Raw genomic sequence first — 16,330 nt, 5'->3', positions numbered from 1 at the left:
GGATTTCGAAACTTTGAAAACTTCAAAAAACGGATTTTTATTGCTCTGAACATCAAAAAAGAAAGGACGAAATGTGTCCTTTCTCGATCTTAACTTTTCTTCAACCCACTACAGTTGACACAGAGCCAGAAAAAAGCCCTATTAAAGGCTTTTTAGGATGTTTACATCCACCCTGAGGGAATCGAACCCCCATCTCAAGAACCGGAATCTTACGTGATATCCATTACACTAAGGGTGGAAACTTGTTTTATTATAACAGAAATTTGCTCTAATAACAAGTTTTTTCTAGTGAGATAGCCCGTCTTAGTGGGAAGCATCCCCATTCCAGATAGAGTTTTTCACGATCACATAATCAACATGTTTAAGGTCAGCAACCTGACGTCCACCCGCATACGAAATAGCACTTTGAAGGTCTTGTTCCATCTCAGTTAAAGTATCTTGCAAGTGCCCTTTAGCAGGAAGCAAGATACGTTTGCCTTCCACATTTTTGTAAGCACCTTTTTGGTATTGTGAAGCTGAACCATAGTATTCTTTGAACTGTTCTCCATCAACTTCGATTGTCTTTCCTGGGCTTTCGATGTGTCCTGCAAAAAGGGAACCAATCATGACCATACTAGCGCCAAAACGGATAGACTTGGCAATATCGCCGTGAGTACGAATCCCTCCATCAGCGATAATCGGTTTACGTGCAGCCTTGGCACACCAGCGTAGAGCAGCCAACTGCCAACCACCTGTACCAAAACCAGTCTTAACCTTGGTGATACAAACCTTACCAGGACCGATTCCGACCTTAGTGGCATCCGCACCCGCATTTTCCAATTCACGCACAGCTTCTGGTGTTCCCACATTTCCAGCAATGACAAAAGTATCTGGCAATTCTTTCTTGATGTATTGAATCATAGAAATTACGCTATCTGCATGACCATGAGCAATGTCAATCGTGATATATTCTGGAGCATCAGCCTTGAGCTGGCTAACAAAATCATACTCATAGTCCTTAACGCCGACAGAGATAGAAGCAATGAGCCCTTGATCGTGCATGCGTTTAATAAAAGGAATGCGTCCAACTTCATCAAAACGGTGCATAATGTAGAAGTAGCCCCCTTTAGCTAGTTGCTCTGCTACATTTTCATCCAAAATCGTCTGCATATTAGCTGGCACAACAGGTAGTTTGAAGGTGTGATTACCTAGAGTGACACTTGTATCCGCTTCTGCACGGCTTTTAATCACACATTTATTTGGAATCAATTGAATATCTTCGTAATCAAAAATTGGAAATTCATTTAACATATCGATGTCTCGTTTCTTTTGTAATGACCTACCTATGCTCTCGCATCACTACGCCTTTTCCGACGTTTCCTTAATTCATTATAAACTAAAGTACAGTTTTTGTCAAATAATTTTATAAATTAAAATATATTGTTCGGATTTTTTGTATATAAAAAAACAAAAGAAAGAGGAGAGATTATTTTCTCCCCACTTCGTTAGCAATATTCCTTTTAAAAATTTCTTCTGAGTTTTCCATCATTTCACAAAATTCACTATAATATGAAGACTTCTGAGGAATTTGGATAGACCATTTCTTCAACAAAGCTCCATAACCTGCTAGCTTTCCTATCTCATTATCAACAATCTTGTCCTTGCTCGGAAAAACAAGACCAGCCTTCTCAGCTTTTAAAATATAAGAATAGGAAATCAGCTGGAATAAGTCCTCACGGTTGATTCCTTTTTCAGTCAATTCCAGTTTTTTATACTTAGCATCTAATACTATTTTAAGCTCTTCTTGATAAAAATCTGGATATACTTTTCTTTCTTGACTAGAAAATACTGAAATACCACCTAGTTTTTCTTTATTTCGTGGATGGATGAAATCTTTTGGCAATAAGGTATGGACATACTCTTCCCAAAGCCAGGCAACATCAAAAAGAATACCATGGATTTTTTGATCTTGATACCCTAAACCGTGCTTTTCTTGGTTTAGAATCATCAGACAAAGTTCTTGTAACTTTCTGTACTCGTGAAAGTATGCATGACGTATAGGTTTAGATTGATTTCTCCGAATAATCTTAGCACGATCAGCTAGTTTATAAGAAGGAGTTACCCGCACGATTTCTGCTACATTTTCACGACTAGTCAAGAGATTATCAAGAACCCCTTGCCCAATGCTTTTCTGGTTCTTAATGTATTCAATAGTGTGACGGACCAACTGCATGAGAGGATTATCATAGGTGAACTCTCTCGTTGTGTAGGCAATATTTCCCGTGAAAGGAAGGTTTTTCTTGAGATGGTTTCTTACATCAATCACTCCCTTAACATGACTGTCATTATGAGAAAATCGATGGTATTCCTTATAAAGACCTTTTCGAATAGCAGCTTGTAGATACTTGGGGAAGAGATACATCAAAAGTTGATAAAGCCTCTCTTCACGAGACAAAGCAACATCTAAACTAGTGAGATTGATATGAAGAACCTTGTGTAAGAGATAATGCAAAAAATGGTCATTACTCTCATCAGAAAAGCGAGAGGAAATCGTTAATCTTTCCTGACCACACCCCAGAAAACCAATCACATTTCCAGTCTTGATTTCCTGATTAACTGTTTCAAAGATTTTTTGGTCTTTCTCTAAGTCAGGAGAATTCTTCAAATCATTTGGAAAAATAAAGATATTGTCCTCTTTAGAAAGGTTATCCAGTGTTCTATCAAGAAGTGCTTGACTTAGTTTGGGATATTCTGCGACAAAGTCTTCCTTAGCAATTCTATGCTGATTATCAGTTATCCGCATCATCGTCTTCATCGCCTTCATGGTCATCAGCTACTGCCTGATTTTTTTGCTCATTCTTTGTCAGATCAAATGCTTTTTTCAATGTACCCAAAGTTTCAGCCTCTTCATAAGAACCTCGTAAGTAATCTTCCAAAAGCGGTTTGAGGTAATCAGACCAAAGTAATTCATAATCATAATCCAACTCTTTTAAATTACGGAAATAACTTGGTCCGATATGATAATGACTGTTTAACTCCTGAACGTTTTCAATAGCAGCGTTCAAGTTTCTTAAACGTTTTTTCGCTTCTTCCTCATGTCCATCTAGTTCGTTATCTAGAATGTATAACTGGCTTTCAGCAGTAACTTCAACAAAACGGAAACGACGACGCATAGCAAAATCAAAGGTATCTACTGAACGGTCAATATCATTCATAGTTCCGATGATGTAGACATTCTCAGGGATATAAAATTTCTCATCAGTCTCATGTAAATTAGCATACTGAGTAGAAACACATCCCTTTTCACCACGATAGCCAGGGTCAATAGAGAAAAAGAGTTCACCAAAAATCTTAGAAATCTCACCACGATTGATTTCATCGATGATGAAGACAAAATTCTTGTCTGTGTTGATCTCTGTTGGAGAGATATAGTCTTTCAAACCAAATCTTTTCTTTAAAATTTCAAGGACTTTTTTTCCTTGGTTACGATAATAGGGCTGTTTCAGATATTTTTCATCTTTATAGAGTTCATAAACATAAGATTTTGTTAAGCAAGTTCCTTGGGACTTAGTTTCATAATTGATATTAAAATTATTTCTACTATTTACTGTGAGATAGGAAAATTCTGTCAAATATTCTTTTTCATCTCTGCTATTTACATATTCAAGATAAAGATCCCACGCTTCCTCAAAATTATCTTGGCCTCCAGTTTTCTGAGCTTCTTTCGCTCTCTGACAAAATTGCTTAAAAATACCATCTTGTAATTTAAACTCAATAGCTCCATCCCCATTTGATACTGGTCTTAAACCCTCCACAAAATCCGTATAATCATAGGATGGGTGAAATTGTACAAATCCGATTTGCTCTTCGTTGCCACCCGTTAACTCCATAGCAATTTCTTTAGCAAGATAAGTTTTTCCTGTACCAGGTGCACCACGGAGGATGAGGTTTTTGGATTTTTTTAATATACCACTATAATTAAATAAAAAATCATTCCTTAACATAGTTTCACTTTCTAATTTTTTATACTTTTTCCAATTAGGATGATTCAAAAAATAGTCATAGTCTTGAATTATGATTTCATCACTTGCAGCAAATTTTATTAACTGATCAGTCTCTTTAGTTCGGTACTTAATATCTGATGGAAACCATATTGTTTCTTGCCCCGTAAAGAAAAACCACTCCCTCTCTATATACTCTTTTTTCCAATCAACAATAATGGTATGCCCATCGTCTAAAACCTCTTTAACAGTCGCCATTCCACGAATGTTCATCACAGAAACCTTTAAATCATCTTTCTTTACAAAAGGTAAATTCTTCTTTTTGACATATGTGGTTTTAGCGAATAAAACGTCACCTGGTTTAATTTTATTAAACAACTTTAACATTTTTTGATACTGTTTATTTTCCTCGTTGTTATGCCATCCTAATTCCCACTTTCCTTCTTTCCTAAAATATTCAAGATAATCATCATCACCAAATTTTGTACCAACAAAAAAATAGTTATTTTGTTCACTGTTCATTTGAATACTCCTTTAATTTACTTTTATAAGCAAGTTCTATTAATATATAGTTCATCTATAGCATATCATATCTATAAAAAAAATAAAAGAATTTCTAAAGAAAAAGCCTAATGTAGAGTAGGGTATTCCCTCTTAACACTAGACTTCTTTTTTATCTTAATAATACTCTCCCTGACGGTAGTCCCATGAGTTAAAGGTGTCTGACAGGTGCATCATAATCTTATCAATGTCAAGCCCTTTGCGAATCACAACTGGAGCTGGTGAAGTTGAACGTGCTCCTCCTTGTTCCGGGATGAGTTTGCCGTCTTTATCGACCATAGAGACCATCACACCTTGCTCATAGCGTGTTTCAATCGTTTTGTCAGGCTGGATAGATGCCACATAGTCGTCTGCCTCGATAACAAGGTCAACTGCTCCTTCGATGCGTTCTCCGATACCTTCTACCTTACCACGGTTTCCTTTTCCAGATGGGTTTGCAGATGAAGCGTAAACCATCTTGCCTTCTTCCCAAAGTTTGGCAGCTAATTGTTCACCAGCTTTCCCGAATTTGATAACAAAACAGCTCGTTCCACGCACGTCAGTCATCAGTTCTTCACGACCATCACCGTATGCCTTCAGTTTTTCAAAGGCTTCTGGTTTCCAAGGAAGGATACAACCAAGAAGAATATCTTCGTCCCAATGTTTTTGGTAGAAGGCTTCAATTTCTGGGTTGAGTTGTGCTAAAGCGCGAAGCTCATCCATGCTACCACAGAGAACAACACCTGGTTTGTTACGGTTACGCTCTTTGGCTTCAAACTTGCGTTCAAGTCCTGACTTATCGCTAGTCATGATGATATAACCGACTTTTGTAGGGCAAACAATGCACCCTCCCTCACCTTTTAAAATGTCATAGCCTTCTTGTGAAAGTGTTCCGTTCCATTGAATGTGTTTTGTCATAGTTTTATTTCCTTTTCTATTTTTTTCTAATCCTGCCAGTAGGCTGGTCGTTGTTTTTCATAAGCAGCAATCAAATCTTCATACTGCAAGGTAATACCGATATCATCCAAACCATTTAAGAGTTTGTGTTTCCACTCACTATCGATTTTAAAAGTGAATTCTCCAACTGGTGAGATGATTTTTTGTTGTTCCAAATCCACAGTTACCTGATCGGTTGGTTTTAGCTGGGCTAGTTTCTCTCGAACCTCTCTGGGCTGAACAATGGGCAACATGCCATTATTGAGTTCATTATTGTAATGAATATCACCGAAAGACCCCGCAATCACGACCTTAAAACCATAGTCTGCTAAGGCCCAAGCTGCATGTTCCCTCGAAGAACCTGCCCCAAAGTTATCCCCTGAGATAAGAATACTGGCTTTACGATATTCAGGTCGGTTAAAGACAAAGTCTGGATCCTCAGTATACTTATCGTCCAAATATCTCCAAGCATACATGAGGTATTTACCAAAGCCTTTTTTATCAATCAACTTGAGAAACTGCTTGGGTAGGATTTGGTCAGTGTCGATGTTATCATTCATGAGAGGAACGGTCGTTCCCGTATAAACTGTAAATTTCTCCATATCCTCTCCTTACTGGGCTTCTGGCATTTGCCGAACATCTACGAAGCGCCCTGCGATAGCTGCTGCAGCTGCCATGGCTGGACTGCAGAGGTGGGTCTTAGCACCAAATCCCTGTCTGTCTTCAAAGTTGCGATTGCTGGTTGAGGCGCAGTGAACGCCATCTGGAACCTTGTCAGGATTCATCCCTAGGCACATAGAGCAACCTGGGTCTCTCCACTCAAAACCAGCATCTAGAAAGACCTTGTCCAAGCCCAACTTCTCAGCAGCTCGTTTGACAGGACGAGAACCTGGGACTACGATAGCCGTTAAGTTAGGAGCAATCTTCTTCCCTTTAACAAATCGCGCAGCCAGTTGCAAGTCGCTGAGACGAGCATTTGTACAAGAGCCGATAAAGATATAACCTAGTTCAATATCTGCTGGCTTTTGACCTGGTTCCAAATCCATATAATTGTAGGCTCGTTCATCATTCATATCCTTAATTTCTGGGAAGCTACTGTCAAAGTCAACTCCCATAGCAGGATTGGTTCCCCAGGTCACCATGGGAGCCAAGTCTGAGACATCCATCTGGATAACCTTATCATAAACGGCATCATCATCACTGACAATTGTTTTCCAATCCGCCACAGCCTCTTCAAAGTCCTCTGGAACACATTCTCGTCCCTTGAGATAATCATAGGTGGTTTGGTCCGGATTCATGATTCCCATCTTAGAACCAAACTCGATGGACATATTGCAGATGGTCATTCGCTCTTCCATGCTCAGTGCATCAATCGCTTGTCCCCGATATTCCACCACATATCCAACGCCGCAAGCAACGCCGTACTTGGCAATCAGGGCTAAAATGAAATCCTTGGAATAAACTCCTTTTTGAGGAACTCCAGTGAATTCTACCAGCATTTTCTTGGGTTTGACCTGCCAGAGGGTCTGGGTAGCGAAGACATGCTCAACCTCACTAGTCCCAATTCCAAAGGCGATCGCTCCGAAAGCTCCGTGAGTTGCCGTATGGCTGTCTCCACAGACAATGAATTTCCCCGGTTGGGTCCGTCCTGTTTCTGGACCAACCATGTGAACAATTCCTTGTTTTTCAGAACCATGGGCCGCATGTTCAATCCCAAACTCCTCAACATTTTCAGCCAGCTTATCAATTTGAGCCTTGGAAATGACATCTCGAATATCGTAGATATTGACCGTCGGGACATTGTGGTCAAAGGTTCCAAATGTCAAATCTGGTCGTCTCAATCTGCGACCTGCGTCTCGCAATCCTTGAAAAGCCTGTGGACTGGTCACTTCGTGAATATAGTGCTGGTCCACATACATGAGTTGGGGCTGCCCCTCTTCACCTGTGATGACATGGCGGTCCCATAATTTATCAAAAATCGATTTTCCTGCCATCCATTACCTCCAAATAACATATAAGGCTACTAGTGTAGTCACCATCCCAAGAAACCAAACTGTTTTAAAGTACCATTTTCTAGTCTTGTGGTGAAAAATGATTCCTGCTAACCAGGCACCAAAACCACCACAAGTAAATGCTAAAATAAGTAAGATTTTCTCAGGGATGCGCCAAGCTCTTCTCCTTGCCTTGGATTTGTCAACGCCATAAATCACGAAAACCATGACATTCCAAATCAAAAGGACTAGAGTAATTTTTTCGTCTAACTTCATAACCTTGCAATAATAGCTTCTGTCATTTCCTTGGTCGAAGCCTGTCCACCTATATCTCTTGTTAAAACACCAGCTGCCAAACTTGCCTCAACAGCACGCTCGATACGCTCTGCATCCTCATAACAACCAAAGCTATCTCCCAACATCATGGCAACTGACAAAATCATGGAAATAGGATTGGCAATTCCTTGACCAGCAATATCAGGTGCTGAACCGTGAATAGGTTCATAGAGACTTGGTCCATTTTCAGAATGACTGGCTGATGGCATAACTCCAAGTGTTCCAGATAGAACGCTTGATTCATCAGATAGAATATCTCCGAAAAGATTCTCCGTCACGATGACATCAAACTTAGCAGGATTGGTAATCATAAGCATGGCAGCTGAGTCGACTAGCTGGTGCTCCAAGGTTACATCTGGGAAATCCTGCGCGACTTCCTCAGCTACTTTCCGCCAGAGTTTTGAGGTCGCTAGAACATTTTGCTTATCGATACTAGTAACGATTTTTCTCCGACTTCTTGCGATTTCAAAGGCTTTGCGAATAATCAGCTCCACTTCCTCATAGCTATAGTCGTTGATATCACGCGCTTTGCGCTCTTTAAGGATATGATCTCCAAAGTAAATCCCGCCTGTCAACTCACGCACCACGACAAAGTCTACACCAGCAATTCGTTCCGGTTTGAGTGGTGACAAATGCTTGAGACTGTCAAAGATTTTTACAGGGCGAATATTAGCGTAGAGATTGAGTTCCTTACGGAGAGCCAGCAAGCCTTGTTCAGGCCGAACCGCTGCTCCATCATACTGAGGACTACCGATAGCCGCTAGGAGAATAGCATCTGCTTCCCTACTTGCCTTGAGGGTTTCATCAGGTAAGGGATGACCTTCAGCATCAATACCTGCACCGCCAAAGGGTCGTCTATCAATCTCATAGTCAAAACCTGTTTTTTCAGCTAGAGCTTCCAGAACATCTAAACCGGCCTCCATGATTTCTGGGCCAATTCCGTCCCCTGCTAGAGCTACTATTTTTTTTGTCATAGCATTCTCTCCTTTACACACTAGGCATATCGCGATAGGAAACGCTACGTCCCATCTCACCTGCATTCTCTTTTTGAACAAAGGTATTGGCATTGATGTAGGCAATAGCCGAAGCCTTCAACACATCGAAATCAAGCCCTGCTGCATTAAAGATGGTTTCTGTATCTCTATTTTCAACAGTTACCAAGACCCGAGCTTGGGCATCAATTCCATCTGTCACCGCGTCAATAGTGTAAGACACCAAGCGGACGGATTGGTTAAAGAACTTATCGATAGCGTTAAAGATTGCTTCAACGGAACCTTGCCCTGTCGCATTGAACTCAACTTTCTCACAATCCATATTAGCTAGGCTAACGAGAGCTTCGATATCATTATCCGCATGAGTTTGAAGTTGTAAATCATCAAAGTGGAAGCCTTCTGGATTTTCAACCATGGTTCCAGCTACCAGAGCTCGAATATCTGCATCTGTGATTTCTTGTTTCTTATCTGCCAGTGCCTTGAACTTAGCGAAGAGTGGTTTGATGTCCTCTTCTGTAAAGTCTAGGGCCAATTCTCTTAGTTTCTCGACAAAGGCATGGCGACCTGACAATTTTCCAAGTGGGAGGCTGTTACTCTTGACACCGACCAATTCAGGGGTGATGATCTCATAAGTAAGAGGATTTTTAAGGACTCCGTCTTGGTGAATACCAGATTCGTGAGAGAAGGCATTGCCACCAACTACAGCCTTGTTTTTAGGAACTGGAATACCAGAGAAGCGAGAAACCATTTCTGACGTATTGATGGTTTCATTTAAAACAATACTAGTTTCTGCTTGATAGTAATCTTGGCGAATATTGAGAGCAACTGCTATTTCTTCCAAGGCAGCATTGCCAGCTCGCTCACCAATACCGTTGATAGTCCCTTCGACACGTCCTGCCCCATTCTTGACAGCAGCAAGGCTATTTGCCACTGCCATTCCAAGGTCATCGTGGCAGTGAGGCGAATAGACAATCTGACGATCTGTCTTGACATTCTCAATCAAGTGTTTGAAGATAGCACCGTATTCCTCTGGTGTGGTAAATCCTACCGTATCAGGGATATTGATATAAGATGCACCTGCATCAACCGCTGTTTGAACAACTTGCAGGAGGAATTCCAACTCTGTTCTAGTCGCATCCTCTGGAGAGAATTCAACCACTTCAAACTTAGAACGGGCATATGAAACATGATCCTTAATAGCTTCTAAAATCTCTTCCTTACTCTTATTGAGCTTATACTTTCGGTGTATCGGACTGGTAGCGATAAAGACGTGAACCTGTGGATATTTGGCATCCTTGAGGGCTTCATAACAAGCATCAATATCAGACTTGACAGAGCGTGCCAAACCAGTTATCGCTGTTTTCTTTAAGACCTTAGCAATCTCCTGAACTGCCGTAAATGAGTCTGGACTAGCCGCTGGAAAACCAGCTTCTATGGCTGAAATACCCCATTTCTCCAGCTGCCTTGCAATGGCAAGTTTTTCCTTGATTGAAAAGTTAACACCAGGTGTCTGTTCTCCATCCCGAAGGCTGGTATCTAGAAATTCAACTGTTCTCATAAAGATTTCCCCTTTTCCAAATGTGGTTTTTAAAAAAACATCTCGCTTAGAAATCCAAGCGAGATGTTGATTCACTCCCGCTTGGTAAGCCAAACAGGACTAATGCTTTTTGCACTAGCCCGAGTACCTCAACAACAAAGCGAATTGATTAAACTTAGCTGTTTTCATGTTTGACTTTCTCCTTCGTTTGATATCTTGTTTAGTATTTTAGCATAGGCAAAAGTACTTGTCAAGAAAAAATCCAATATTTTCTGAAAATTTCTTCAGTAGAGAATATTTTGCTAATTGAAAGTTCTTGAAAAATCTTGAAATGTTTCATTTTTTAGTGGTTAAATTCCAGCTTCTTTCTATAAATTCCAGTACTTCTTCATCTGATAAAGTATCATCAAGCGCCACACTAATCCAGTAACGTTTATTCATATGAAAAGCTGGATAAATGCCCTTGTGTGAAAGCAAATCAGCTACTTGGTCATGCTTGAGGTTGACTGCTTCCACTTGTCCTTCTCTGCCCTTTTCCAGCTTCTCCCAAGAGATTTTCATCAAGACGGCATACCACTTTTTATTGACTTCGTGTCTTAACACTGCTGTATCAGGCGATTTCTCCCACAAATACTCCAACTGATTTCCATACTTTTCCTGAACCTGAACCATGATACGCTTAGTCTGAGGACAGATAAAATCCTGTACCTCAAAACAAGCCTTCCGAATCTGGTAAAGAATCTCCAAACAAGCCTCACGGACACTTGCAACAAAACTTCCTTTAAAACTTTCCATATGGACTTGAGGATAGAGGTCACCAGTCTCCTGGTCAAAGACCTGAAAACTCACATTATCAGCAGTGATGGACACAGTCATGACAAAGTCACCTTGCAAAATCTGGCAACCATAGGTCCAGACTCCACCATTTTCTACCAAACCATAGGCACGAGCCTTTTCTTGATTCAATTGATAGGATTTAAAAATTTCAAACATAAGTGAAAACTGCTACCCAAAGCTAGCAGTTCCTTTCTATTTTTTAAAAGACAACCTTAGTACCATGTAGTTGTGTCACTCCCAGTTGGTCGATAAAGATTTGACGGTTGTCAAGGTCAATCCCCCCACCTGGTAGAATTTCAATTTTACCTTTAGCGTGCTCCAAAATTCTGTGATAGTGAGCAAAACGTTTTTCTAAGGAGTCACCAGACACACCAGCGCGAGTTAGGATACGAGTGACACCGGCTTGGCTGAGCCAGTCAATAGCTTCTAACTGGTCTTCTTCGCTCAATTCATCAAAGGCCATGTGGAAGACAATTTCCATTCCTTTTGATGCCGCAATTAACTTCTCCAGATTAGGCTTATCCAACTTTTTATCAGCAGTTAAAACCCCAAATACAACTCCTTGACTTCCAGCCTGAGCAGCCAACCGAATGTCTTCTAGCATAATAGCAATTTCTAGTTCATTATAGACAAAGTCACCACCACGTGGACGAATCATGGTCATAATGGTTGTATCGTAGTTAACTGCCAGTTCAACCGCTGCCTTAGTCACTCCATAGCTGGGAGTTGTCCCACCAACTGCTAGATTGTCACAAAGTTCGATTCGACGAGCTCCAGCCTGCATCGCTTTTTCAAGCAAGGTCACATTTTCAGCACAAAATTCGTAAATCATTTGATTCTCCTTGAAGATTACTTTAAATTTATTATATCATATTGTTGTGGATATGCTTTCAATTTTATCAAGGCAAATAACTACTATTTTAACTATTCTTTGTCTGGAATGACCTTGAAGAGATAATAGGTGATAAAGATGGTCAAAGCACCCAGACCGATTTTGACTGGTAAAAGAGGTGCAAAATAAATGGAAATTCCCATCAAGATGTAGATAGAGACAATAATCTTTTTTTTACGTTCACGCGCAATAGACTTAGTCTCACGAAAATCAGCTACATATGCTTGATAGAGCTTGGTATGATAAAGCCAATCTTCGAAACGCTTGGAACTTCTGGAGAAACAAGCAATAGACAGCAAAAGAAAAGGCGTTGTGGGCAACAAGGGTAAAACAACCCCAATAATAGACAAGGCTAGTGATAAAAAACCAATGATCAGATAGATAAGACGCATAACTTCTCCTAGTTAAAATAATCTTCTTCTAGTTTCGCATACAATGATGAATTTTGTCAAGTTCTAACCAAAAAGAGCCTGAAATTCACTTTCAGGACTCTCTTCTTATTTAATCTTTTCTTCTTCGTAATCACTATTACTACAAACGACCTGCTTGCCACCACCACGGACTTTTTTCTCCATGAGGAAGTTGCCACATTTTGGACAGTCACGACCAACAGGTTTGTCCCAAGAGGTAAATTCACATTCTGGATAGCGATTGCAACCATAGAAGAGGCGATTACGCTTGGTTTTACGTTCAATGATTTGTCCCTGATGACAACTTGGACACTCTACACCGATTTCTTTTACGATTGCTTGGGTATGACGACAATCTGGGAAATTGCTACAAGCGTAGAACTTACCAAAACGACCAAGTTTAATGACCATTGGACTACCACACACTTCACAGTCAAATCCAGCCAGTTCATCCTTGATTTGGATTTTTTCCATTTCTTCTTCAGCCTTGGCGACTTCTTTGGAGAATGGTTTGTAAAAGGCATCAATGACACGTTGCCACTGCTCTTTTCCGACTTCGACATCATCCAGCTTGCCTTCCATTTCAGCTGTAAAGGTCACATTTACGATATCTGGGAAATATTCAACGATGAGCTTGTTAACAATTTCCCCCAACTCTGTCGGTTCAAAACGTTTGGCTACAAGGCGAACATAATAACGTTTCTGAATGGTTTCAATGGTTGGAGCGTAGGTTGACGGACGTCCAACCCCATTTTCCTCCAAAGTCTTAATCAGGGTCGCTTCAGAATAACGAGCAGGCGGTTGGGTGAAATGTTGCTCTGGTTTGCTATTGACCTGTTTAACCACATCTCCAACAGCCATATCTGGTAACATCTTATTCTTGTCAGAATCATTATAAATGGCAAGATAACCATCAAACTTAATCTGACTACCATTAGCAGCAAATTGAATTCCATTTTGCGACAATTTAACAGCCATGGTATCAAAGACAGCAGCTGTCATCTGGCTAGCCACAAAACGATTCCAGATAAGAGTATAAAGCTTAAGCTGATCCTTGTCCAGATACTTAGCGATGCTTTCAGGTGTATTAAAAACACTAGACGGGCGAATAGCCTCGTGGGCATCCTGAGCTCCTGAAGCATTTTTGACCTTGCTACCATGCTTAGAATACTTACTACCAAAACGGTCCGTAATGAAGCTTGCTGCCTCATTTTGCGCTACAGGACTGATACGAGTCGAATCGGTACGCATATAGGTAATCAAACCTTGAACACCAGAACCAATATTAATCCCTTCATAAAGCTGTTGGGCAACCATCATAGTCTTTCGAGTACGGAAGTTAATTTTATTGGCAGCGTCCATCTGCATGGATGAAGTGGTATAGGGTAAAGGAGCATTGCGTTTGCGCTCTTTCTTATCTACCTGATCCACTGAAAAATCCTTACTAGTCAGACGAGACAAGACTTCCTTGACCTCATCATTGCTAGTCAATTTCAGCTTTTTGCCATCCACTCCATAGAAGGAAGCTTGAAATTGCTTGGTTCCCTTTTTAAAAACACCATCAATTGTCCAATATTCTTCTGGTTGGAAGGCATTGATTTCATTCTCACGATCAATGATTAACTTAAGCGCAATAGACTGAACGCGCCCTGCTGATAAGCCTTTCTTGACCTTCTTCCACAAAATAGGCGAAATCGAATACCCCACCAAGCGGTCTAGGACACGACGTGCCTGTTGGGCATCGACCAAGTCCATATCAATCTTACGAGGTTCTTTAAAAGCATTTTTGACCGCATCCTTGGTGATTTCATTGAAAACCACACGGTTGGCATCATTTTCATCTAAGTTGAGAATATGGGCCAAATGCCAAGAAATCGCTTCTCCTTCACGGTCCGGGTCACTCGCCAGAAAGACTTTATTAGCTTTTTTGGCTTCTTTTTTCAAGTCATTGATAAGAGGACCTTTTCCTCGGATATTGATATATTGCGGTTCATAATTATTTTCAATATCGACGGACATACTGGATTTCTTCAAATCACGGATATGGCCGACACTGGCTAAAACCTTGTAGTTTCTGCCAAGATATTTTTCAATCGTCTTAGCCTTAGCAGGTGACTCCACGATTACTAAATTTTTTTTAACTGTTGATTTTTTCTTTTTTGTTGCCGTAGCCACAGTATCACACCTTTTCAAAGTAATAAACTTTATAAAGTGTAAACCATTTTGCCATAACTGTCAAGACTTAGCTCCTATATATAGAAGAAAAGTTTGTCTAGTAAGCGAAATTTCGTCTTATACTCAATGAAAATCAAAGAGCAAACTAGGAAACTAACCGCAGGTTGCTCAAAGCACTGCTTTGAGGTTGCAGATAAGACTGACGAAGTCAGTAACCATACCTACGGCAAGGTGATGCTGACGTGGTTTGAAGAGATTTTCGAAGAGTATTAAAATTCAAATTCCGCAAGAACATCCTGCCCACTGGTAACCAATTTTGCACCTTCTTGAATCAAATGATGGCAACCGTCTGATAATCCATCTAAAATACTTCCAGGAATAGCAAAAACATCGCGTCCTTCTTCCATTGCTCGCTCACAGGTAATGAGACTACCTGAGCGCATCTTAGCCTCTGCTACAATCACACCACGACAAAGTCCAGCAATGATGCGATTACGGGCAGGAAAATGAAATTTCAGAGGTTGTTCGCCAGGTCCATATTCACTAAGAACCAGATGGTCATTGCCGATGTAGTCTTGCAAGCGTTTATTGGCTTTAGGATAAAACACATCTAGTCCTGTTCCAATCACTGCAATGGTTTTTCCGCCGTTCTGAAGAGCAGCCATATGGGCTGCTGTGTCAATCCCCTTGGCTAATCCACTGACGATAACCAGTTCATTTTCCAAACCTTGAATAACTTTTTCAACTGACTTAGCTCCTTGTTTGCTACAAGCACGACTGCCCACGACCGCTACCTTAGGAAATTTCAAGAGGTCAAGATTTCCCTTGTAAAATAAAAGTACAGGCGCGTCGTATATTTCACTCAAATCCCAAGGGTAACAGTCATCTAAAATAGAGAAAGATGGAAATTTTTGAAACTCCTTCTCCAAATGCGAATCATCTATCTGAAAATAACGTTCCATAAAAACAGCTGGATTTCGGCAACCTGATATATCTGCAATATCGCCTAACAACAGTTCTTGATCAACATTTTCACCGTATTCTAGGACTTTCAAAATCTGTTGATTGGTCAAACCTGATTTTTTTAACTTATAGATTTCATAGTTTGTGATTTTCATAAATATCTCCATTTCTTTTTCTACTCATCTATTTATTCGTAAAAAATCAAAAAAACATCCGACTATTTCAGCCAGATGTTGGAATTTGGCTCTATAATATTTGTAGTGGGTAAATCCCCTATAGATATTATGGAGCCTATTTTTGTGTAGAAAAAAAGTCCCATATGACCTATAATGAAAAGCGACGAAACAACTCATTAGAAAGATTCATATGGAACAATTACATTTTATCACAAAACTACTCGATATCAAAGACCCTAATATCCAATTTATAGATATCATCAATAGGGATACACACAAAGAAATCATCGCCAAACTGGACTACAATGCTCCATCTTGCCCTGAGTGCGGAAGTCAAATGAAGAAATATGATTTTCAAAAACCGTCTAAGATCCCTTACCTCGAAACGACTGGTATGCCTACTAGAATTCTACTTAAAAAACGCCGTTTTTGTACTGCCCCCAAAAAGTTAGACAATTAATTTATCCGAAGGATTTAGTTCTGTATTGTACAGGGCTAAGTCCTTTTAGTTTTACCTTAATTCGTTTATTGTTGTAGTAATCAATATAGTCTACAATGGCTTGTT

General features: G+C 40.2%; 15 protein-coding genes, 1 tRNA gene and 1 pseudogene. 1 reads left to right on the top strand and 16 read right to left on the bottom strand.

Going from position 1 to position 16,330, the window contains the following annotated elements:
* Positions 1–166: 166 nt before the first annotated feature.
* From GEZ85_RS08015 to dprA, 15 genes are all read right to left on the bottom strand, one after another.
* Positions 167–238 (bottom strand) — tRNA-Arg (locus GEZ85_RS08015).
* Positions 239–303: 65 nt separating this feature from the next.
* Entirely contained in the window at positions 304–1,290 is a 987-nt protein-coding gene (locus GEZ85_RS08010) for a GMP reductase (protein WP_153209997.1), read from the bottom strand.
* 175 nt (positions 1,291–1,465) lie between these two features.
* Positions 1,466–2,785 carry an McrC family protein gene (locus GEZ85_RS08005; RefSeq protein WP_194251543.1) on the bottom strand — a complete coding sequence of 440 codons (1,320 nt, stop codon included), beginning with the start codon at positions 2,783–2,785 and terminating at the stop codon, positions 1,466–1,468.
* Positions 2,769–4,502: an McrB family protein gene (locus tag GEZ85_RS08000; RefSeq protein ID WP_153209995.1), complete on the bottom strand. Its 1,734-nt coding sequence runs from the start codon at positions 4,500–4,502 to the stop codon at positions 2,769–2,771. Before GEZ85_RS08000 ends, GEZ85_RS08005 begins: the two co-directional genes overlap by 17 nt.
* 156 nt (positions 4,503–4,658) lie before the next feature.
* The gene (locus GEZ85_RS07995) at positions 4,659–5,438 is read right to left on the bottom strand and encodes an L-threonylcarbamoyladenylate synthase (protein ID WP_153209994.1); all 780 of its coding nucleotides are present in this window, start codon (positions 5,436–5,438) and stop codon (positions 4,659–4,661) included.
* 26 nt (positions 5,439–5,464) lie between these two features.
* A complete protein-coding gene (leuD, locus tag GEZ85_RS07990) occupies positions 5,465–6,058 on the bottom strand; it encodes a 3-isopropylmalate dehydratase small subunit (RefSeq protein WP_153209993.1) in 594 nt (197 codons plus the stop codon).
* A 9-nt stretch (positions 6,059–6,067) separates the two neighbouring features.
* Positions 6,068–7,450, bottom strand: a complete 1,383-nt coding sequence (leuC, locus tag GEZ85_RS07985) for a 3-isopropylmalate dehydratase large subunit (protein ID WP_153209992.1) — start codon at positions 7,448–7,450, stop codon at positions 6,068–6,070.
* A 3-nt stretch (positions 7,451–7,453) separates the two neighbouring features.
* Complete coding sequence (locus tag GEZ85_RS07980; RefSeq protein ID WP_153209991.1) at positions 7,454–7,723, bottom strand: DUF1294 domain-containing protein; 270 nt, start codon at positions 7,721–7,723, stop codon at positions 7,454–7,456.
* Positions 7,720–8,757 carry a 3-isopropylmalate dehydrogenase gene (gene leuB / locus GEZ85_RS07975; RefSeq protein WP_153209990.1) on the bottom strand — a complete coding sequence of 346 codons (1,038 nt, stop codon included), beginning with the start codon at positions 8,755–8,757 and terminating at the stop codon, positions 7,720–7,722. The genes GEZ85_RS07980 and leuB overlap by 4 nt, the downstream gene beginning before the upstream one ends.
* Positions 8,758–8,770: 13 nt before the next feature.
* Complete coding sequence (locus GEZ85_RS07970; RefSeq protein ID WP_153209989.1) at positions 8,771–10,333, bottom strand: 2-isopropylmalate synthase; 1,563 nt, start codon at positions 10,331–10,333, stop codon at positions 8,771–8,773.
* Between the two features lie 315 nt (positions 10,334–10,648).
* Positions 10,649–11,305: an MmcQ/YjbR family DNA-binding protein gene (locus GEZ85_RS07965; RefSeq protein WP_153209988.1), complete on the bottom strand. Its 657-nt coding sequence runs from the start codon at positions 11,303–11,305 to the stop codon at positions 10,649–10,651.
* A 43-nt stretch (positions 11,306–11,348) separates the two neighbouring features.
* Positions 11,349–11,981 (bottom strand): copper homeostasis protein CutC, encoded by a 633-nt coding sequence (locus GEZ85_RS07960; protein ID WP_060628161.1) that lies wholly within the window; start codon positions 11,979–11,981, stop codon positions 11,349–11,351.
* Positions 11,982–12,073: 92 nt separating this feature from the next.
* The gene (locus GEZ85_RS07955) at positions 12,074–12,433 is read right to left on the bottom strand and encodes a YbaN family protein (RefSeq protein WP_084926567.1); all 360 of its coding nucleotides are present in this window, start codon (positions 12,431–12,433) and stop codon (positions 12,074–12,076) included.
* Between the two features lie 105 nt (positions 12,434–12,538).
* Positions 12,539–14,626, bottom strand: coding sequence for a type I DNA topoisomerase (gene topA, locus GEZ85_RS07950; protein WP_261081548.1), 2,088 nt, complete (start codon positions 14,624–14,626; stop codon positions 12,539–12,541).
* A gap of 269 nt (positions 14,627–14,895) precedes the next feature.
* Positions 14,896–15,744 carry a DNA-processing protein DprA gene (dprA, locus tag GEZ85_RS07945; protein ID WP_153209986.1) on the bottom strand — a complete coding sequence of 283 codons (849 nt, stop codon included), beginning with the start codon at positions 15,742–15,744 and terminating at the stop codon, positions 14,896–14,898.
* Between the two features lie 211 nt (positions 15,745–15,955).
* Here dprA and GEZ85_RS07940 point away from each other — a divergent pair.
* Positions 15,956–16,195 (top strand): annotated as a pseudogene (locus tag GEZ85_RS07940) (transposase family protein); the annotation flags it as partial.
* A gap of 31 nt (positions 16,196–16,226) precedes the next feature.
* On the opposite strand, the gene GEZ85_RS07935 reads toward GEZ85_RS07940, so the two are convergent.
* Positions 16,227–16,330, bottom strand: a 104-nt coding sequence (locus GEZ85_RS07935) for an IS3 family transposase (RefSeq protein ID WP_142358740.1), incomplete at its 5' end; no start/stop codon positions are given.

The sequence above is a fragment of the Streptococcus mitis genome, from assembly GCF_009496205.1.
GTDB lineage: Bacteria > Bacillota > Bacilli > Lactobacillales > Streptococcaceae > Streptococcus > Streptococcus mitis_BN.
The sequence above is the reverse complement of the archived record's forward strand: the minus strand, read 5'-3'. Positions and strand labels throughout refer to the sequence as shown.